Source organism: Hominisplanchenecus faecis (genome assembly GCF_020687205.1).
In the GTDB taxonomy this organism is placed as follows: Bacteria; Bacillota; Clostridia; order Lachnospirales; family Lachnospiraceae; genus Hominisplanchenecus; species Hominisplanchenecus faecis.
Genome location: NZ_JAJEQE010000059.1, coordinates 1 through 19884 on the forward strand (window position 1 = coordinate 1; position 19884 = coordinate 19884).

Consider the following 19884-nt stretch of genomic DNA (forward strand, 5'->3'; position numbering starts at 1 on the left):
AATCGCTGTGCATCCTCGCGGAGCGTTTATCTTAGTCGGAGATTGCACTCCCACTAAGACAAATTTGTTGCTCGCCACTTATAGAAGTGGGAGTCTTCTCCGACTAAGATAAAAAAACAGCCGGGCGTTGCCCGACTGCCTTGATTTTGATTTTTACTTATTGTTATACAATCAGTTGTTGCGGCTGATCATGTAATCCATCAGTTTATCAATATCTTCTTTTTCGTATGCAACGATCTCCAGTTCCGGAATTTCGCCGTTTGAGAAGATATTTGCCAGAGATACATACTGTGACAGCTTAGATTTCAGATTCAGTCTGTCACCTTCGCCTGTTACAAGCTCTACTTTTCCTTTGCAGCTGTCTACTACCTCAAAAAATTTATCAATATCTTTAATTCCCATTACTTTCATAATTCATTCTCCTTTCAGATAAAAATGTTGAAAAGTGATTATTCTATTTATTTGATTGCGATTGCCTCGATCTCGATCAGGACATCTTTTGGCAGTCTCGCAACTTCAACACAGGAACGTGCCGGATAGGTACCGGTGAAATATTTTGCATAAACTTCATTGATGGTACCAAAGTCTTCCATATTTTTAATAAATACGGTTGTCTTTACCACGTTTTCTGTGGAAGTACCGGCTTCTTTTAACAGTGCTGCCAGATTGCCGATCGCCTGATCTGCCTGTGCGGCTGCACCTTCTGGGATCTCGCCTGTTGATGGAACAACTGGAATCACTCCGGATGTATATACCATACCGTTTACTTCTATCGCCTGTGAATATGGTCCAATTGCTGCAGGAGCTTTGTCTGTACTGATTGCTTTCTTCATGCTCATGCCCTCCTAACAAATGTATGCTCTTTGCTGATAAAGATGTTTCTATCTTTTTTTCATTTCCTATTATAAATTCAGTTTTCAAACGACGCAAGCAAATTTTTCGTGAAAAAATCGCGGGAAAATATGGCATAATGTTTAATGCCTATCTTTAAATTGTTTGATTCTCAAAGAATTATTGTGCGTTTTTACCGTTTTATGATGCGATTTTCTGTGATTTCGATACGTCCCTGTTTCAACAGTCTTCCAACAGCACGTTTAAATGCATTCTTACTGAGTCCGAATTCTCTTTTGATAATCTCCGGTGAAACTTTATCGTTAAACGGAAGTACGCCTTCAAATTCTTCAATCACCTTCATCACGGCTTCTGCATCTTTTTCCATCTGCTGCGGAATCTTTTCTTTATCCGAAAGATCCAGTTTGCCATCTTCCTGCACTCTCGTCACACGAAGATTTAAAATATCGCCCACGCGGTATTTGCCTTGTGCTTCTTTTGCCGGGATCAGACCGGAATAACAGTCATCCACTGCCACAAAAACACCGAAGTTCTCGCTGATCTCATAAATACGACCGCTTACTTTATCGTCTCTCTGATATGGAGAATCTTTTCTCAGATATTCATACACTTTCATCGTGGCACAGAGTCGGCTGCTCTTATCAATGTAAAGTGCCGCCAGACACTTTTCCCCCGGCTGCACACGCTTTGTCTGCTCTTTATATGGAAGAAACAGATCCTTTTCCAGTCCCCAGTCCAGAAATGCACCGATTTTTCCTGTATCAGCGACGCGAAGCACGGCTGTTTCTCCCAGACGGACTTTCGGCGTACGTGTCGTTGCAATCAGCCGATCCTGCGAATCTTTATATAAAAATACTTCTAATATATCTCCTGCCTTGATGCCTTCCGGAACTTCTTTCTTTGGAAGCAGTACTTTTTCAGTCGCATTTTCCTCTTCTCCGAGATAAATTCCAAATCCTACTTCTTTTACTACATAAAGTTCCTGGCTTTCTCCTAAATGAAACATATTCTTTCTCCTCGTTTTTTGTATTCCTGTTTATTTGTTCTGAAATTCGTAACTGTTCATTACCTTCACAGGATACTACCTGCTGAACAGTTACTGAAATTCTACCACTGCATACGGTTTCTGTGTCTCATCACACAGCAACACGGTACATTTTTTCTCTTCTATATTAATATAAGGCACAACCATATCACCGAGAAGTGCTGCCTTTTTATATTCTGCACGCATCTGGGAGATCCGGAAATCATCCGGCAGAAACTCCATCGCCATCTGCACATATTGTCCGTTGTTGACATGATGATTTGTATCAATGTGATGTTTCACGATCAGAAAGCTCTCTTTCTTTTCCATTTTTTCCGGAAGTGCAATTTTTCGCGGTGCATAATCCATATCCAGCTTTTCGTGCAGCACATACGCTTCCTGCTCCTCTTTCGGAACTCTGGTCGGATGTCCGGTCTTTAAATCAACATAAGTCCACAACGTATTTGCCCAGGCAAGTTTTTCGCCTTTTTCATCCCGGATACAGAAATTCCTTTCACCAAGAAATCCTTTAAAAGAATACGGCCATGTCTGAACGGTGATCTCCTGTCCAAACACCGGCAGCTCCCCAAGCACGATCTGCCAGGACGACAGAACCCATGCACACTGCCTTTTATTCAGATAATCAATCCCAACGCCTATTTTTTCCGAATGAAAGCTGCTGCAGTCCTGAAAATAATTTAATATAGAAAGAAGTGTAATCCTGCGATTTTCATCCACTTCACTGTAACGAACCCTGCTGTCAAACTGATAAATCATACGTTCCTCCCGAATCTTGTGGCATCTTTAAAACCAAACATCCTGTTTTTTGAACGCAGAGAAGCATTTCCCCGCTTTAAGTGTGCAGAGCACTAAGCGGTAGGTGAGGGAGATGCTATCAAACGGATGCCCTGATTTTCATTTGCCTGGTAACTCATTTTATTTTCTGTATATGCAGAAAAGGTTGTCTTAGCAGACAACCTTTTTAACTGGGCTACAAGGATTCGAACCTTGAAATGACGGAGTCAGAGTCCGTTGCCTTACCATTTGGCGATAGCCCATCATTATTTTACTCTGTTGCGTTTTTGTTGCTCACAACAATGAGAATTATATAGTAACGTTCATAAAATGTCAAGCACTTTTTTTAACTTTTTTAAATCTTTTTTTATTTGCTCTTTTTTACTCTTTTTTTATTTTCCCTTTTCTTCCAGCCCGTGATGTGTTATAACAGGAAGAAAAGAACCCCAATGTATGCAGAATGGAGGAAACTATGAGTACTATGAATCTTACCCTGCTGACCGATTTCTATGAATTAACGATGATGCAGGGCTATTTTAAAACACAGAATACCGAGAAAGTAGTTTTTGATGCTTTTTACCGCAAAAATCCATGCGACGGTGGCTATGCGATCGCTGCCGGACTGGATCAGGTAATTGATTATATTAAAAATCTTCGTTTCAGCAAGGAGGATATCGCTTATCTGAGAAGCCTGAACACGTTTGATGAAGATTTTCTGAACTATCTGGCTGATTTCCGTTTCAGCGGTGATATTTATGCGATTCCGGAAGGCACCGTTGTTTTCCCGCGTGAGCCGCTGGTCAAGGTGGTTGCCCCGATCATGGAGGCACAGCTGGTAGAGACTGCTATTCTGACGATCATCAACCACCAGAGTCTGATTGCTACAAAAGCTTCCCGTGTTGTCTGTGCTGCAAAAGGTGATGGCATCATGGAGTTTGGCCTGCGTCGTGCACAGGGTCCGGATGCCGGTGTTTATGGTGCAAGAGCTGCCATGATCGGCGGATGCATCGGCACTTCCAATGTGCTTGCCGGACAGCTTTTTGATGTTCCGGTAAAGGGTACGCATGCACACAGCTGGATCATGAGTTTCCCGGATGAATACACTGCGTTTAAAACATATGCAAATATGTATCCGGATGCCTGCTGTCTGCTGGTTGATACTTACGATACGTTAAAATCCGGCGTGCCAAATGCAATCCGTGTTTTTGAAGAAATGCGAAATGCCGGTATTCCGCTGAAAAATTACGGAATCCGTCTCGACAGCGGTGACCTCGCTTATATGTCCAAACAGGCAAGAAAACTGCTGGATGCCGCCGGCTTCGATGATGCTTATATTTCTGCTTCCAGTGATCTGGATGAGTATCTGATCGAGAGTTTAAAAGCTCAGGGATGTAAAATCACTTCCTGGGGTGTCGGAACCAACATGATCACTTCCAGGGATTGCCCTGCTTTCGGCGGTGTATACAAACTTGCTGCCGTAGAAGACAAAGAAACCGGAGAATTTATTCCGAAGATCAAGCTTTCTGAGAACACTGAAAAGATTACCAATCCTGGAAACAAAACGATCTACCGTATTTACAGCAAAACGACCGGAAAGATCCGTGCCGATCTGATCTGTCTTGCCGACGAAACGTTTGACGAGAGTAAAGATATGATCATTTTCGACCCACAGGAAACCTGGAAAAAGACAAAAGTACGTGCAAATACCTATACACTTCGTGAGCTGCTTGTTCCGGTGTTTAAAAACGGCGAATGTGTTTATGATTCTCCAAGCGTGATGAAAATCCGTGATTACAGCAAAAAAGAGCTCGATACTATCTGGGATGAAACAAAACGTTTCGCAAATCCGCAGCATGTCTATGTAGACCTTTCAGACAAGCTCTACAAGATCAAATCGGATCTGCTCGAAAAAATGAGCCTGGAAGCTCTGGAATACTAAGATGGCATAAAAGAGAAATCCCCTTCATAGACTGTTCTCAGTACAGGAAGGGGATTTTTTATGTTTTCTTATGAAATGCTTGTCAACTGTGAAAACAGACTGCCTGAAGATTTTGTGCCGCCATCACTGGCTGCACCGGATATTGCATTTGCCGCAGATCCTTCGGACGAGAAGCGTTTTCTGGAAGTCCGGGCTGCCAGACACGCAAAACGGCTTTTTGATGCCGCCAAAGCAGAGGGGATTTTTCTCTATGGCATCTCCGGATACCGCAGCTACGAACGTCAGGAAATACTCTATCAGAAGGCCTGCTGCAAATCTTCTGCCGCTTCATCTCTATGCGAAACTGCCATGCCGGGATGCAGCGAACATCAGACCGGACTGGCCCTTGATGTATCCTGCCCGGCCGTCTCTTTGAATCTTTCGCAGGCTTTTTCAGAAACAACAGAAGGGCGATGGCTTGCCCGCCATGCCCCTCTTTATGGTTTTATCATACGTTATCCCAAAGGCAAAGAACATCTGACAAAGATCCCGGCGGAACCATGGCACATCCGGTATGTCACTAGAAGCCTTGCTCTGTGCCTGACACTCACCGGGCAGGTTCTGGAAGAATACTACGCCTGCTGTGAACGGTAAAATTTAAATCCGACCAGTGTTGTGAGCACTTCCGTCACTGGAAAGGTCAGCCAGAAATACTGCAGTCCAAACCTGGAAAACAGATATCCAAGCGGAACAAACAAAACCATTGTCCTCACAACGGTAAGGATCGAACTTTTCACTGCACTGCCGATCGCCTGAAAATACACCGGAAAAATCAGTGAAGTGACCATCGGGATAAATGCAACTCCAATATAATGAAATCCGTTCGTTCCGATTGCAATCACCTGTGCATCTTTCGAAAAGGTTGAAAGCATTTGAACCGGCAGAAATTCAAAACACAGCGTTCCAAGAAACATCAGAGCCATTCCCGCGATCAGGGATTCTTTCAGCACGGCTTTGCATCTCTCCTGATCTTTTGCCGCATAATTAAAGCTGATGACCGGTACGATGCAGGTCTGCAATGCTCCGAGTGGAATAAAGAAAAAACTCTGCCATTTGTAATACAGCCCAAGTGCCGTCACCGCCTGATCCGAAAATCCTGCGAGGATCATATTCAGCCCGAAAATATAAAACGTGTACGCAGACTGCATGAGAATGTTCGGTATCCCAAGCTGATAAATCCTTTTGATGTGCGGCAGATAACAGGATTTTTCCGGTGATCTCACAAAAGCTTTTCTCATGACCACAAGAGCCGCTACGATCTGCCCGATCACCGTGGCGATCGCTGCACCGGCGATTCCGAATTTATGTATGCCAAACATCCCGAAAATCAGGATCGGATCAAGAATAATATTCGTGATCGCTCCGGCGATCTGTGCCACCATCGGCGTTTTCATATCTCCGCGTGCCTGCAGGATTTTGCTCCAGACTCCTTCTGTAAACAGTCCGATACTGACCACGCAGACGATTCTTCCATATACGACAACATCTCGTATGATTTCTTCTGAATTTGTCGAAATCCTCGCATAAAACGGCATGATCAGATAACAGACTGCTGCAAAAACAATCCATAGAAAAACTGCCAGCGGCGTGCCTATGCCTGCCACTTCTTCTGCTTTTTTCTCCTGGCGGATTCCGAAATAATATGCCATGTCGGTGTTGATCCCGACGCCCGTCCCCACCGCAAGGGCGATCATTAACAGCTGAAGCGGATAAATAATGGACAGTGCCGTCAGACCTGTCTCCGAATATTTGCCCACAAACAGGCTGTCCACTATGTTATAAAGTGCCTGGATTAGCTGTGCCAGCATGACAGGCGGTGCGATTTTTAATAAAATGCGGCTGATTTTTTCTTTTCCGTAAAATTCTGATGTGTCCATGCTCCACTATCTCTCTTCCATATTTCTTACATAAACTGTGCTTCATGCCGCACCTTTTTTTCAATATCTGAGAAGCTCTCTTCGTTATATCACACTTACCATACCCTGTAAATAGTTAAACACAGACAAAAAGACGCATGAAAAAAATTTCATTTTTTCACACGCCTTTGCCTTTACTGTTCCATTTGTCTTCCCATAAATCCTGCTGCACATTTCGCAAGTGCGTTTTCGGTTTCGCCCATTTTGACGCTTCGGTCTTTTCCGGAGAGGATTACCGAGCCGATCGCATCACCTCCGCAGAGGATTGGTGTGATCACCTGCGGTACATCCGGTTTGCTTTCCCCATTGGTGAGTTCTACATGACGCTCTGGCGTTTTCCCGGCGAGAATGGATTCTCTTTCGTTGATCATATTTTCAAGCACATCGCTGATCGTTTTGCCGATATATTCTTTTTTCATGCCGCCTGCTGCCGCTACGATCTGATCACGGTCTGTGATGCATACGCCGTGTCCGCTCGTCTGTGCAAGTGATTCTGCAAATTCTGCGGCAAATTTTCCAAGTTCTCCGACCTGAGAATATTTTTTTAAAATTACTTCTCCTTCGCGATCTGTGAAAATCTCCAGTGGATCTCCTTCTTTAATTCTCAATGTTCTGCGGATTTCTTTTGGAATGACAATTCTTCCCAGATCATCAATACGCCGAACAATTCCTGTAGCTTTCATTTATCTGTTTCCTCCTGTATTCTTCATGCTTTTCCATATTTTGCACTGTATGGATAGTATGTGAAAACATGAGGGAATTATGCGTGAAAATTAACTCTTGCTTTTATTAGTTTCCATATGGTACAGATTCTTCTGCTACTTTACCCAAGTCTGGTTTTTGCGAATATCTATATATATCTGTTCTTTTCTGTGCCAATTCCATATCGTTATTGTCTGTCCACAGTTCACACTGCGTCATAACCGTCTGCACTGCATCATCCATACCTTCCGGTGGATACCTGTGCTTTTTCAGAAGTCTTTTTATCATCATACGCATTCTTGCTCTTGCAGAATCTCGTTTCTGCCAGTCAATTGTTCTGTTTTTCCGAAGCGTATCCGCAAGTTCTTTTGTAATGGCAATTAATTCTTCATTTTCATAAAAATCCTTAATCGCCTGCGGTTTTGTGAGAGCATCGTAGAAAGCAAGTTCATCTGCAGTCAATCCTAACTGTTCGCCTCCCTAACTTATATATTTCCTATGAGCTTGTTTTACATTACTCTGCTTAACCATTGCATATTGCAAGGTTGTATCAATCCGCTTATGTCCCAAAAGCTGTTGCAGTTGCTCTATCGGCATTCCTTTGTCAATCGCCATCGTTGCAAGTGTTCTTCTGAATTTATGTTGATGAATTTTTTCAACGGCTGTTCTGTTGGCTCTCTCCCGCCGTTGGTGGGAGATTAGTCTTAATTGCCCTTATAAAAGCCATTCCTGCTATATTCTGCCCATTTTATATACATTTCTTTATAATGACGTTTGATATATTCCTGTATCTTACTTATTTCTCTATCATTTAAAATTCCACGTTTTTGTAAAACAGTGTTCCCATCGTCTTTAACAAAAAATTTCGCAGAGCCTTCTTCTGTCAATTTTCGATCACTTGCATGAACATGCATACACTCAACTGTGCAAAAAGAGGTAAAGTACAAATAATATCCACATATTTTATCCTGATAATATTTAGGCATCTTCATCCTCCATAAATTCACGGTCACTATTCCAATAATCCAAAACAATACGGATTTCAATGTCATCCATAGTGGTTTCCAATACCTTTCCATCCGCAGATATCACCAATGCTTTGTCAAGATTGTTGAGATTTAAAATTCTAATCTGATCATTTTCTCTTGTAAATGCATAACCATTTACAATCATATCTGCTTTATCTGCAATTTCCTTAATTTTGTCCATAAGCTAACCTCACTTCCTTAATAGGCTTCAAAAAATGAACAGCATCAATATATAAATCCTTTAAAATTGGAATTAAATCAATATATTCTTCTTCTGACTCTTGGTTATGTTGATATTTTGCCATTACCACCATATACCCATTGTCCCATTCTTTCACAGATGTAAATCGCTCCAATGAATATGGACCACGAAATCGAATAATTTTCTCTCCGTATTGAAATTTTATCATATCTTTATCGTTGCTAAGATAAGCTCTATCATTATCCATTATAACACCCCTATACTATATTATAATTTTCACAGGTCAAAACTGGAATTTTCTCAATTCTTCATCTCTGTTTTTTCCCTTTTCCAATTAATTAATGGACCAATCGTTGAAATAACAAAAATTAATGCTGATGTTAGAGAAAAAATACCATCAGTAACCACAAATATGATAAACGTGGCTAATGGAATATAATTAAGAATACTTTTCAAAATTTTCATGTCCAATCCTCCTTTTTAAAATCTCATTAATCTTATAAAATATTTTGTTCTAAAAATTCCGATTTTCTCAATTCTCCAAACTTGAAGTTTCCATTTATTTCTTTTTGCGGTATTTGGGTTCAATACCTACTACATACGCTACCATAGCCGCAATACTAATAAGCATTGCACCCAATATAGGTATAATAATCAAACCCGAATTCTGCCCATCTAATAAAGGCAATCCAATTAACGTAAACAAAACACCATACACGCACCACAATATGCCCAAAGCACGATTATAGCCTTTCACATCTTCTATGGGCGCTACCTCAGCATTTGCCCAAAAACCGAAAGGTTTTGCTTTCTTGGAATTAAAATCATAAATGCCCATTACAATAAATAATACGCCGATTATTACCCAAATAACAAATGCTATTAATCTTCCTTCCATAATATGTATCCTTTCTTTGTAGTTCTGTAAATTCTTGTTTATAGCATTGTTCACTTGAATTTTTGAGTCTATAGCAGAGCAAAGTGCTGTTATTTTTCGTTGTTCATCAACACTTGGGAACGAAAAAGGCATCCTCTTAAAATCTTTTAATACAATTCTTGGTATTGCTGAACCTGATCCATAATTATCTCGAACATTTTTCTTTACAGCAGGCGTTTTTAACGTATAATATAAAAACTCAGGTATTGTTTTCTTACAATCTGCCCTTAATATTGCTATTGAAGACAGCAGTGCTGGTTGTTCATCCTGCTTATAGATTACTATATCCTCAAAATACCTTGCCCCATCTTTTCCAACCAAGATATCATCTTTCTCTGGGACACATACCTGTTTACGAAGTTTTTCATAACCTTCCCCTTCTTCAACAAGCTCCTGATAACGCTTATCAAAAGTGGCAGAAATATAGCGAAGGAAAATCAATCCTATAATCACTTTTCTGTATTCTGCTGCCGGAATATGTCCCCACAAAACACAGGCTGCATCCCACAGTTGTTTTTCGAATCCAATGTTGGCGTTTGTTTTTTCAGCCATCACAACTTCCTCCATGTTGAATGTTTACTTTCAAAGTATAACTCTCGTAACTTTCATTTTAATTTTGAGAAACCACTTTTTTTCATTTTAACATGAACAGAAACATTCAACAATATCACCAATCAAAAAAGAGCGTCTATCCACCATTTTTAAGAGATGAATAAACGCTCTTCATAAATATCTTTTTCAGCCCTGCTGACCGTTTGCCTGGCGGATCATATCTTCTACGACAATGTCAAAGATTTCTCCCACAGAGTTGCAGTACTCTAAAATTTTCCATGGCTCATTTGTATGGAAATGGATTTTTACCAGATCTTCATCTCCGGCTGCGATCAGGCTGTTTCCTTCGAAATGTTCGGTGATGTAATCTGAAATTTCATCCTCATCCAGATCTTCGTCTCTTCTTTCGATCAGCAGCTGTGTGTCGTAGCGGTATGCAAACTGATCATCTTCTGCATCAATTGAATGAATTGCCATTTTCTTATCCTCCTGTATGTTGAAATTGAAACAGTAAATGATTCGTAACTGTTCTTATATCCGGCAACAAATACTTTGATTTGTGCCGGGAAATTGCTGTAGTTCTATTTTATCGAATATTCTCTCTTTTATAAAGGGTTATTTTCTAATTTTCGAAAATCATTTGTATCTGCCTTGTTGCCTCATAATCGTTCATTTCCAACATTTGCATGTCTGCTAATATGACTTTTCAATCCTCTGTCTTTACTTTGCCAAAAGCCTTACACAATAGATTGACTTTACGGAACTGAACCGTTAGAATATTCTAAAAAAGAAAGGCAATAGCATGATGTTTCTTCATAACAGAAGATATATTCCTATTTTAGATCCTTAGTTCAGTATAGAAATCAATCATATACAAAACTATGAAAAAGGAATCTAAAATTATGTTCAGAAAATTTTTTAAATATGTGACTCAGAGTATGGCCGGAATGATCGGTATATCGATCTATATTCTGGCAGATACTTTTTTTATTTCGCTGCATTCCGGTGCGAATGGTCTGACAGTTCTGAATCTGATTCTGCCGGTTTACGGCGTGCTGTATGCAATCGGGGCAATGATCGGAATCGGTTCTGCGACAAGATACTGCATCATAAAATCAAAAGGTAAAAATGCGGACTGCTATTTCGGACAGTCTCTGATGTGGAGTATTCTATTCAGCATTCCGTTTGTACTGTGTGGAATTTTATTTCCGGCAAATATCCTGAAAATACTCGGTGCAGATGCAAATCTTGTGAAACTTGGAACGGTTTATCTTCGAATCGTTCTGCTCGGATCGCCGTTTTTTATGTCAAACCATACGTTCACGGCATTTACCAGAAACGATGACGCACCGTCAAGGGCCATGCTGGCATCGATTATCGGAAGCCTGTTTAACATTGTGTTTGACTATATTTTCATGTTTCCGATGAACATGGGGCTGGCAGGTGCCGCTCTTGCCACTGCCCTCTCTCCGGTAGTTACCATGAGTGTATGCAGCACACACCTTTTCGGTAAAAAAAGCCAGGTAGCAATGCATCTTTCTGTGCCGTCTTTCCGGCATCTGATCTCCTGCTGCCAGCTTGGTATTTCTGCGTTTGTCGGAGAAATTTCTTCAGCCGTAATCACAACTGTTTTCAATATGCTGCTGTTAAACCTTGCCGGAAATATCGGCGTGGCAGCCTACGGTGTGGTAGCTAATTATTCAATCGTTGCGGTATCTGTTTTTAATGGGCTCGCCCAGGGAACACAACCGCTTTTCAGTGAAAGTTACGGTGCCGGAAACAGCAAAGATGTCCATAAAATCCTACGCTACGGCATCCTGACCTGCCTGATTGTAGAGGCACTGGTCGTGATCTGTGCATGGGGCATGACCGATACGCTGATCGCCATTTTTAACAGTGAACAGAATCTTCAGCTTATCACGTATGCTCAGAGTGGAATGAGACTGTATTTTCTCGGATTTCTGCTCGCCGGGATCAACATTTTGCTGGTGTCTTATTTTTCAGCGGTTGATGACAGCCTGCCGGCAATCGTCGGATCTGTTATGCGAGGAGCCGTTGCGATCACCATCTGTGCGATCCTTCTTTCCAGGCGGTTCGGCATCGACGGCGTGTGGATATCTTTTCTTGCATCTGAAATACTGACGTTTGTGACAATCCTGGTCTTATATAAGTTTCTGCCGTACACAAAAAAATGACACCTTGCACCTTCCGGTCAGCGATGAAGAATACAGCAAATGCTTCAACCTGCAATGAAAAATTGCAGATTATTATGCTTTCATCATCCCTGACATAATGCAGCCTCCGGCTGCACCACACTCTTTCAGGCTCATCCACTGAGTCTCATCAAATTTAATCCCACCGATGGCATACACCGGAAGATCGACTGCAGCACAGACCTGACGTAAAAAATCAAGTCCCCGTGGCTGCAGTCCTTTTTTGCAGTCCGTCGCATAAATATGCCCTGCCGTCACGTAGGACGCACCAAGTTCCTGTGCTTCCTGTGCCTGCTCCGTAGAATGGACGGATGTGCCGATTTTCCGGATAATCTCTCTCTGGCTCTCCGGTATACTCAAATTCTGAGACTCCCGGTATTTTTGATTTTTCTGATTTTGTTTTTCCAGAACAAACTGACGCAGAATCGGAAGCGGCAGATGTACGGTATCACATTTCAGTTTTTCTGCGACTCTCCAGAATGTATGCAAAATACACGGAACCTTATATTCTGCACAGATTGCCATCACTTTCTTCGCCAGTTCTTCATATTCTTTTTCTGAGAGATCTTTTTCCCGCAGGATCAACGCATCCGGATGCATTTCACAGACTCTGCGGATCTGTTCCAGAAAAGGACGCTCTGTCAGGCTGCGGTTTGTAACTGCCACAACCTGACCATATTCCCTATACATAGATATAATCCGACATCACCGGCTGAAGATCATGTGCTAATAATGCATCGTAAACTTCTTCGACCGATCTGCCGTCGGAAATTTCGAACTGATCGTCCCCTTTGTCCTCGATATCTTCCACGTGGCTGCCGATTCCTGTACTGACGCCCGCTGAAATCTTGGTTGCTGCGATTCCGACCAGATTGTCACGGACTCTCGCACATTCTCTTGTCGATACGGTGATGCTCGCAAACGGCATAAACAGACGATAGGCACAGACTACCTGCAGAAGCTGTCGTTCATGGACATCCATCGGATTGATGCGGTCGTTGTTGATGATCGGGCGAAGCCGCGGACAGGAAAATGCAATTTCTGCATGCGGATATTTTCTCTGTAAAAGCCATGCATGATAACCGGTCGCAAATGCATCTTTGCGGAAATCATCCAGACCTAACAGTGCTCCGAATCCAACGCCTCGCATGCCGCCCATCAATGCACGCTCCTGAGCATTGACACGGTACGGATAAATGCGTTTGTGTCCTGCCAGATGCAGCGTCTCGTATTTATCGGAATTGTACGTTTCCTGAAATACTGTTACATAATCTGCTCCACATTCGTGAAGATAAGCGTATTCATCAGAATTGACCGGATAAATCTCAAGACCGATCACCTTGAAATATTTCTGTGCGATCTTGCAGGCTTCTCCGATATATTCCACGGTAGATTTGCTGCGGCTCTCGCCGGTCAGGATCAGAATTTCCTGCAGACCGGTTTTTGCGATCGCTGCCATTTCTTTTTCGATTTCTTCTGCATTTAACTGTGCACGGTTGATCTTATTGTGGCAGTTGAATCCACAATAAATACAATAATTTTCACAGTAGTTTGCAATGTAGATTGGAGTGAACATATAGACGCTGTTTCCGAAATGCTTTCTCGTCTCCACCTGGGCTGCCTGGGCAATCTCCTCAAGAAGCGGCAAAGCTGCCGGTGATAAAAGTGCCCTGAAATCCTCCGGAGTACGCTCACTGTGTGCCAGTGCTCTTCTTACATCTGCTTCGTTATATTTATCATAATCATAAGCTTCCATTTCGCTGACTACTTTATCCAGGACTTCGGAACCGATATCTTCCATGCCTTTCAGGTATTTCATATGGTCGATGCGGTTTTTTTTCTGGTCTTCCAGAATTTCAGCACTTAAAATACTTTCATTTACATGCGTGTTTTCCATAGTGGCTGCCTCCTAATCCTGCAGAAATCCGGTCAGCGGAGAAGATGCACTTGCGCCACGTTCGATCGTTCTGCCAAGCCCGGAAAGGTATGCACTTCTTCCGGCTTCGATTGCCTTTTTAAATGCTTCTGCCATCGCCGGAACATCGCCTGCCGTTGCGATCGCTGTGTTTGCCATAACCGCAGCTGCACCCATTTCCATCGCCTCACATGCCTGGGAAGGACGTCCGATACCAGCATCTACAATGATCGGAAGCTCCATCTCATCAATCAGGATCTGGATAAATTCTTTCGTGCACAGTCCTTTGTTGGAACCGATCGGTGCACCAAGCGGCATAATGCAGGCTGCACCGGCATCTGCAAGTGCTCTTGCTGCGTTCAGATCCGGATACATGTACGGCATGACAACAAATCCTTCTTTTGCCAGAATCTCGGTCGCTTTGATCGTCTCATAATTGTCCGGAAGCAGATATTTTGAATCATGTACCACTTCAACTTTCACGAAATCGCCGCATCCGAGTTCTCTTGACAGTCTTGCGATGCGGATCGCTTCCTTTGCATTTCTTGCCCCGGAAGTATTCGGAAGCAGTGTGACATCATCCGGAATATAATCCAGAATATTGGCCAGACCGCCTTCGTTTGCACGGCGCAGAGCCAGTGTGATGATCTGCGCATCTGCTTTTTCAATACAGGCTTTTACAAGATCCAGTGAAAATTTTCCGGATCCTAAAATAAAACGGGAAGTAAACTCGTGTCCTCCCAGAATAAATTTATCGTCTTTTGTGTTCATGATTTTTCCTTTCTTTACATAACATTAACGCCCTCGTATGGCATCTTTTTCTTTTAACATTGTCAGATTTCTTCTTCGCCTAATATCAGACGTGTTATCATATTTGCTTCGTGTGCCGCACAGATTGCCACACGCGGTGCCATCAGACCATTTCCGTACTCCGGCTCTGTCACACCGTCTCCGCACAGATAAAAGTTTTTCATCAGACGTTTCGTACGGATCGTGTTGTTGCTGCCATAACCTGCCATTCCGGTTGCCGATACCAGCTTTTTCTCCGGAAAATGTTCCAGCACACCATTGACCAGCATCGCTTTTGCTTCCGGCCGATCGAACGCTTCGCAGATGATCGAATCGTCCCTCAGCAGATCCACAATATTTTCTTCTGTCACTTTTACACAGTCCGTCTGGATATCCAGATACGGATTAATCTTCAGAAGCAACGATTTCAGGGCATCCGTTTTATACATTCCCAGATGCTCCATAAAATATTGCTGACGGTTCAGGTTTGTGATATCCACGACATCAAAATCAATCAGATGCAGATGGCCGACACCGATTCTTGCAAGTGCATATGCTACATTGGAACCAAGCCCGCCAAGTCCTGCAATCGCCACACGCCCCTCTGACAGCAATGCCTGTTTTTCCGGAGAATGGCGTTCGTTTAGTGCCGCCATGATTTCTTCTTTTGTCAGTTTCTCGTTCATTTTCAGCCCCCTCCAACAAAGGTAACGATCTCCATACTGTCGCCGTCTTTTAATCTCGTTTCCGAATAAAGATATTTCGGAAGAATTTCTTCATTTAATTCCACAACAATGCGGTTTGTCTGGTAGTTATTCTGCTCCAGATATTCTGCAACTGTGAGGTCTGTGGAAAGAGTTGTCTGGTTGCCGTTTATTGTAACCATAATGTGCCTCCTTTCAAGATTTGTGCATATTTTTGAATATTTTTGAAATGTACAAATGAACACATTCCCCGAAGGGCACGTAAAAGTGCCTTCTTGGGAATTGTTCATTTTGCACATTGCCAAAGTTTTCTAAATTGCCAGAATACAACGTTCAAGCATGCTGCCTTTTCTCATCGCTATAATAAAAAAGAGTTCACAAAGAAATACACCCGCGGTGGTGTACCCCTTCATGAACTCCCGTTCACTCTCATTTATGTTATATTCTGTTTTCTGACCGATATAACTATAGCAAATTGAGAATCAAATGTCAAATTTTGTTGTTTCATTTTTTGATTTGTTTCATCTGCTTTATTGAGAATCTGTGATTTTTGTGCTATAACAATTTTATGATGCCAGGTTCAAAAGACCTTTTGACCACAACATCTTTTCATACGGAGGTGAGCACTGTGACGGTACTGGAAACTGCAAAAAAGATGATCGACTATTCTCACGGAAATCTTCATGACATCAATCACTTCATGAAAGTTTACGCTTATGCAAAGATGATTGCAGACGGAGAACAGCTCGATCCGGACACTCAGAAACTGGTTGAAATGACAGCTCTGGTTCACGATATTGCCTGCCCGCTCTGTCGGGTAAAATATGGAAATACGAACGGCAAAAATCAGGAAAAGGAAAGTGCTGCTTTGATTGCAGAATTTTTTAAAGATTCAAATCTGCCGCAGGATTTTACAGATCGAATCTCTTTTCTCGTAAGTCATCATCATACGCTCGATCAGATTGATGGCATCGACTATCAGATCATCATTGAAGCAGACTATCTGGTCAATGCGGACGAAAGCCATTTTTCCGGAGATAATATCAAAAATATGTACGATAAGATATTTAGAACAGAAACCGGAAAATTTTTGCTCCGTTCTATGTATCAGAACTGTCTGGAGAATGAAACATTATAATTTTCAGAGTACAGAAATGGGGGATTCAACATGAAAGAATATGAAATTATCATCGAAACGATCAATCCTTGCGGCGGAACCAAACATGCTCAAAACGAAATTATCGAAGCAGAGGCAGAAAGCCCGGAAGCTTATGTCAAAGAGCATGGAATTTTCCCGGTAATGGATGTATCCAAAAATACTTCCGGGGATGTTATTATAACAACCGGCGATTCCAAGGGATATATTGTCCGCTATACTTTTACAGAATAATCTTATTTTTATAAAAAGCTGGTACTTTACAATAATAATGCTTCGTTAAAGTGCCAGCTTTTTTATACCTCTTACATCTTCGTATGATGGTTCACATATTTTGCTTTGTATTTTGAATACACAATCGTCTGATCTTTATACAGTCCATAATATCCGGATGCTGCATAACTGATCGATACTGCAATCAGATAGTATGAAACCCCTTCAAATCCAAACAGCTCGAATGCAATCAAAATGGATGTCAGCGGGCAGTTTGTCACGCCACAGAACAGTGCTACCATTCCGCTTGCCGCACAGATGGATGGGGAAAGTCCCAGGATATGTCCAAGGACACAGCCAAAAGTGGCTCCGATACAGAACGACGGCACGATTTCTCCGCCACGGAATCCGGCACGCATGGTCAGTACGGTAAGTACCAGTTTCCAGAAGAAATCGAGTGTTCTGACATTTACGTGTTCAATCGCCTGTGCGATCAGTCCGGTACCGGCTCCCATGTAGTCGGTGGTTCCGAGAAGCTTTGTGATCACGATAATTGCAACGCTGGCAACAACAACGCGGACATAGACGTTTTTCAGATATTTCGCATAAAAAGCGGAAATCCCGTTCAGTGCCATGCAGAACAAAATACTGAGTCCGGCACAGCAAAGTGCCACGATACCCATTTTGATTCCGCTTTCGATCGTAAGTGCCGGAATACTCGTCACATGAAAGGCCTCCGGGTTGATGCCCATGGATGCTGCAAATCCAGACGCGATCAGAGATGCAATAATACAAGGAACCAGTGCGGTATAATACATAACACCAACACTGACTACCTCCATCGCAAAGACGGCTGCTGCCATCGGTGTTCCAAACAATGCTGCAAAAGCGGCACTCATACCGCACATTACCATAACGTGACGGTCCTCTTCATCCAGTGGCAGCATACGTCCAAGCTGATTTCCGATACTGCCGCCAAGCTGGATCACTGCACCTTCTCGTCCGGCTGATCCGCCAGTCAGATGTGTAAGGGCAGTTGATATAAAAATAAGCGGTGCCGATTTGAGCGGTACATCATCTTTGGAACGGATCGTCATAAACACCTGATTCGGACCTCCGTCATCTTTTCCGAATTTCTGATACAAAAATACGATGATCAGACCGGACACCGGAAGCAGATAAAAGATCCATAAGTGCTCTTCCCGGACATTGGTCACGGTTTTCAGAACATAGGAAAACAAACTGCTCGCAGCACCAACAATACAGCCGGTCACAACTGCAAGGATCAGCCATTTTCCAAGGCTTGACATATCACGCCAGATCCGGTTTCCGTAATACTTTGCTTTTTCCTGCATGGTATTTTGCAGGAGATTTTCCTGTTTTTCTTCCACCTTTTTTCTCTCCTTTGAAATTTTTCATGTCTTTTGCATGAATCATTTTCATTCTATACCTTAAGTAAACTCCTGTCAATTTGCGGAACAATCAAGTGCTGGGCAATATTGCAAGTGAGTGTGTTATTCGTATTTGGTATGTCGATGTCATTCTCTTTATTTTTATAATGGTAAGTTCAAAGGAAAAGCAGTATAATAATTTAAATAAAAAATCAGAAGATAGAGAGGACATCTGACATGCCGGAATTACCAGAAGTAGAAACGATACGCCGTGTTCTGGAGCCACAGCTTCAAAACCGCACCATTGAAAAAGTTACTGTAAATCACAAAGATGCAGTCGCTTACCCTTCCGTGGATGATTTTTGCCTCGGACTGACCGGACAGATGGTTTCACATATACAACGCCGCGGAAAATTTCTGATCATCTGTATGAAAAGCGGTGACCGTGTGATCCTGCATCTTCGTATGACCGGAGGCCTTCTGTTCACACCAAAAAACTACCCGGAAGAAAAGTACACACACCTGATCTTTCACTTTGATCAGGGACAGAAACTGCTCTTTTCTGACATGCGGCGATTTGGTCGTTTCTGGTTTCTGAAAAAGGAGGAAAAAGATACGTTCAGCGGAATTGCCAAGCTTGGAATCGAACCATTTGATCCCAAACTTTCCGCAGACTATTTAAAGACATATCTGGGCATACGAAAAAAAGCGATCAAGACCTGCCTGCTCGATCAGAGCATCATCGCCGGAATTGGAAATATCTATTCGGATGAAATTTTATTTGCTGCGAAAATTCTTCCGTCCCGCCCGGCAAACAGCTTAACAGACAAAGAATGGAAATGCCTTGCTGTTACGATCCCGGAACGCCTGGAATATTTTATTGAGAAAAATGCGATTTCTGCGGAAGATTATCTGGAGACAAAAGGGAAAGATTATCGAAATACACCGTTTCTTAGAATTTACGGACACAGCGGAGAACCATGCCCGGTTTGCGGCAGCACCCTTTGCCGCACCACGATCGGCGGCAGAAGCAGTGTGTACTGTGAGAGATGTCAACAATAAAAATTGACCGTTGGTTTCCTGGCAGGTGTAAGGAATGGAAATGTCAGGTGTTTTAAAATACTGTTTACAAATGAGCAGTATTGCATGTGCAAATGAACGAATTCCCCGAAGGACACGCAAAAGTGCCTTCTTGGGAATTGTTCATTTTGCACATTGCCGTACGTTTTTGAACAGCCATAGTTTTTAAAAATACTTCATATCATATTTTACACGCTGGCAGGAAACAACCTTCCACACCGCCTGCCTAACCGGTTATACTATGTAAAAGGAAGGTATGCTCAGCAAATACTTGTGGTTTGCGGAAGCCTTTTGCTTAGGCGACAGCGGTCAGGCTAAGAGCTTTTGGCAATGTGCAAACGAATGGTATCGTAAAAAATAGTGCGTAAAATAATACAGCCATGATGAATTCGAAAACAAATCGCTCTGACGGTAGCAAGGCTTCCGTCGTGAGGTTT

Annotated in this window: 25 protein-coding genes, 1 tRNA gene and 1 pseudogene; 6 read left to right on the forward strand and 21 right to left on the reverse strand. The window is 42.5% G+C overall.

What is annotated here, in order from left to right; genetic code table 11:
* Window positions 1–171: 171 nt before the first annotated feature.
* From LKD42_RS13085 to LKD42_RS13105, 5 genes are all read right to left on the reverse strand, one after another.
* Window positions 172–411 (reverse strand): hypothetical protein, encoded by a 240-nt coding sequence (locus tag LKD42_RS13085; RefSeq protein WP_022118133.1) that lies wholly within the window; start codon window positions 409–411, stop codon window positions 172–174.
* A gap of 47 nt (window positions 412–458) precedes the next feature.
* A complete protein-coding gene (locus tag LKD42_RS13090; protein WP_022118134.1) occupies window positions 459–833 on the reverse strand; it encodes a RidA family protein in 375 nt (124 codons plus the stop codon).
* Between the two features lie 191 nt (window positions 834–1024).
* The gene (locus LKD42_RS13095; RefSeq protein WP_248835974.1) at window positions 1025–1858 is read right to left on the reverse strand and encodes a CvfB family protein; all 834 of its coding nucleotides are present in this window, start codon (window positions 1856–1858) and stop codon (window positions 1025–1027) included.
* A 90-nt stretch (window positions 1859–1948) separates the two neighbouring features.
* Window positions 1949–2653: an acyl-[acyl-carrier-protein] thioesterase gene (locus LKD42_RS13100; RefSeq protein WP_147632890.1), complete on the reverse strand. Its 705-nt coding sequence runs from the start codon at window positions 2651–2653 to the stop codon at window positions 1949–1951.
* 209 nt (window positions 2654–2862) lie between these two features.
* Window positions 2863–2934, reverse strand: a tRNA-Gln gene (locus LKD42_RS13105).
* Between the two features lie 209 nt (window positions 2935–3143).
* On the opposite strand from LKD42_RS13105, the gene LKD42_RS13110 reads away from it, so the two are divergent.
* Both LKD42_RS13110 and LKD42_RS13115 read left to right on the forward strand, forming a co-directional pair.
* On the forward strand, window positions 3144–4610 hold the full coding sequence (locus tag LKD42_RS13110) for a nicotinate phosphoribosyltransferase (RefSeq protein ID WP_022117947.1): 1467 nt from the start codon (window positions 3144–3146) through the stop codon (window positions 4608–4610).
* A 60-nt stretch (window positions 4611–4670) separates the two neighbouring features.
* Window positions 4671–5243, forward strand: coding sequence for a M15 family metallopeptidase (locus LKD42_RS13115; RefSeq protein ID WP_215659158.1), 573 nt, complete (start codon window positions 4671–4673; stop codon window positions 5241–5243).
* On the opposite strand, the gene LKD42_RS13120 is transcribed toward LKD42_RS13115, so the two are convergent.
* The 10 genes and pseudogenes from LKD42_RS13120 to LKD42_RS13170 all read right to left on the reverse strand — a co-directional run bounded on the left by LKD42_RS13120 (window position 5222) and on the right by LKD42_RS13170 (window position 10463).
* Window positions 5222–6526: an MATE family efflux transporter gene (locus tag LKD42_RS13120; protein WP_248835975.1), complete on the reverse strand. Its 1305-nt coding sequence runs from the start codon at window positions 6524–6526 to the stop codon at window positions 5222–5224. The genes LKD42_RS13115 and LKD42_RS13120 overlap by 22 nt on opposite strands.
* 173 nt (window positions 6527–6699) lie before the next feature.
* Window positions 6700–7248, reverse strand: coding sequence for a stage V sporulation protein T (gene spoVT, locus LKD42_RS13125; protein ID WP_022118073.1), 549 nt, complete (start codon window positions 7246–7248; stop codon window positions 6700–6702).
* Between the two features lie 106 nt (window positions 7249–7354).
* Window positions 7355–7744: pseudogene (locus LKD42_RS13130) on the reverse strand (type I restriction enzyme endonuclease domain-containing protein); the annotation flags it as partial.
* A gap of 3 nt (window positions 7745–7747) precedes the next feature.
* Window positions 7748–7966 carry a site-specific integrase gene (locus LKD42_RS13135; RefSeq protein ID WP_331464904.1) on the reverse strand — a complete coding sequence of 73 codons (219 nt, stop codon included), beginning with the start codon at window positions 7964–7966 and terminating at the stop codon, window positions 7748–7750.
* A gap of 5 nt (window positions 7967–7971) precedes the next feature.
* On the reverse strand, window positions 7972–8253 hold the full coding sequence (locus tag LKD42_RS13140) for a DUF4160 domain-containing protein (RefSeq protein WP_147632894.1): 282 nt from the start codon (window positions 8251–8253) through the stop codon (window positions 7972–7974).
* Window positions 8246–8476, reverse strand: a complete 231-nt coding sequence (locus LKD42_RS13145; protein WP_147632895.1) for a DUF7723 family protein — start codon at window positions 8474–8476, stop codon at window positions 8246–8248. The genes LKD42_RS13140 and LKD42_RS13145 overlap by 8 nt, the downstream gene beginning before the upstream one ends.
* Window positions 8463–8744 carry a DUF7724 family protein gene (locus LKD42_RS13150; protein WP_147632896.1) on the reverse strand — a complete coding sequence of 94 codons (282 nt, stop codon included), beginning with the start codon at window positions 8742–8744 and terminating at the stop codon, window positions 8463–8465. The genes LKD42_RS13145 and LKD42_RS13150 overlap by 14 nt, the downstream gene beginning before the upstream one ends.
* A 53-nt stretch (window positions 8745–8797) precedes the next feature.
* A complete protein-coding gene (locus LKD42_RS13155; protein ID WP_178089311.1) occupies window positions 8798–8962 on the reverse strand; it encodes a hypothetical protein in 165 nt (54 codons plus the stop codon).
* A 94-nt stretch (window positions 8963–9056) separates the two neighbouring features.
* Window positions 9057–9986: a type I restriction-modification system subunit M N-terminal domain-containing protein gene (locus LKD42_RS13160; RefSeq protein ID WP_147632897.1), complete on the reverse strand. Its 930-nt coding sequence runs from the start codon at window positions 9984–9986 to the stop codon at window positions 9057–9059.
* Between the two features lie 186 nt (window positions 9987–10172).
* Complete coding sequence (locus tag LKD42_RS13170; protein WP_022118072.1) at window positions 10173–10463, reverse strand: hypothetical protein; 291 nt, start codon at window positions 10461–10463, stop codon at window positions 10173–10175.
* 425 nt (window positions 10464–10888) lie between these two features.
* Between LKD42_RS13170 and LKD42_RS13175 the strand changes: the two genes are divergently transcribed.
* Entirely contained in the window at window positions 10889–12181 is a 1293-nt protein-coding gene (locus LKD42_RS13175; RefSeq protein ID WP_248835976.1) for an MATE family efflux transporter, read from the forward strand.
* Between the two features lie 72 nt (window positions 12182–12253).
* Here the strand turns inward: LKD42_RS13175 and LKD42_RS13180 are convergent, their stop codons facing one another.
* From LKD42_RS13180 to thiS, 5 genes are all read right to left on the reverse strand, one after another.
* Window positions 12254–12889: a thiamine phosphate synthase gene (locus LKD42_RS13180; RefSeq protein WP_147632899.1), complete on the reverse strand. Its 636-nt coding sequence runs from the start codon at window positions 12887–12889 to the stop codon at window positions 12254–12256.
* Entirely contained in the window at window positions 12882–14096 is a 1215-nt protein-coding gene (gene thiH, locus LKD42_RS13185) for a 2-iminoacetate synthase ThiH (RefSeq protein ID WP_022118069.1), read from the reverse strand. The genes LKD42_RS13180 and thiH overlap by 8 nt, the downstream gene beginning before the upstream one ends.
* A 12-nt stretch (window positions 14097–14108) precedes the next feature.
* Window positions 14109–14885 (reverse strand): thiazole synthase, encoded by a 777-nt coding sequence (locus LKD42_RS13190; RefSeq protein WP_248835977.1) that lies wholly within the window; start codon window positions 14883–14885, stop codon window positions 14109–14111.
* 62 nt (window positions 14886–14947) lie between these two features.
* Entirely contained in the window at window positions 14948–15589 is a 642-nt protein-coding gene (gene thiF, locus LKD42_RS13195; RefSeq protein ID WP_248835978.1) for a sulfur carrier protein ThiS adenylyltransferase ThiF, read from the reverse strand.
* A 2-nt stretch (window positions 15590–15591) separates the two neighbouring features.
* Complete coding sequence (gene thiS, locus LKD42_RS13200) at window positions 15592–15789, reverse strand: sulfur carrier protein ThiS (protein WP_147632903.1); 198 nt, start codon at window positions 15787–15789, stop codon at window positions 15592–15594.
* A gap of 446 nt (window positions 15790–16235) precedes the next feature.
* On the opposite strand from thiS, the gene LKD42_RS13205 reads away from it, so the two are divergent.
* Both LKD42_RS13205 and LKD42_RS13210 read left to right on the forward strand, forming a co-directional pair.
* Window positions 16236–16745: an HD domain-containing protein gene (locus tag LKD42_RS13205; RefSeq protein ID WP_248835979.1), complete on the forward strand. Its 510-nt coding sequence runs from the start codon at window positions 16236–16238 to the stop codon at window positions 16743–16745.
* 30 nt (window positions 16746–16775) lie between these two features.
* Window positions 16776–16997 (forward strand): hypothetical protein, encoded by a 222-nt coding sequence (locus LKD42_RS13210; RefSeq protein WP_022118414.1) that lies wholly within the window; start codon window positions 16776–16778, stop codon window positions 16995–16997.
* Window positions 16998–17068: 71 nt separating this feature from the next.
* On the opposite strand, the gene LKD42_RS13215 is transcribed toward LKD42_RS13210, so the two are convergent.
* On the reverse strand, window positions 17069–18331 hold the full coding sequence (locus LKD42_RS13215) for a chloride channel protein (RefSeq protein ID WP_248835982.1): 1263 nt from the start codon (window positions 18329–18331) through the stop codon (window positions 17069–17071).
* 273 nt (window positions 18332–18604) lie between these two features.
* On the opposite strand from LKD42_RS13215, the gene mutM reads away from it, so the two are divergent.
* Complete coding sequence (gene mutM, locus LKD42_RS13220; RefSeq protein ID WP_248835980.1) at window positions 18605–19429, forward strand: bifunctional DNA-formamidopyrimidine glycosylase/DNA-(apurinic or apyrimidinic site) lyase; 825 nt, start codon at window positions 18605–18607, stop codon at window positions 19427–19429.
* Window positions 19430–19884: the final 455 nt, after the last annotated feature.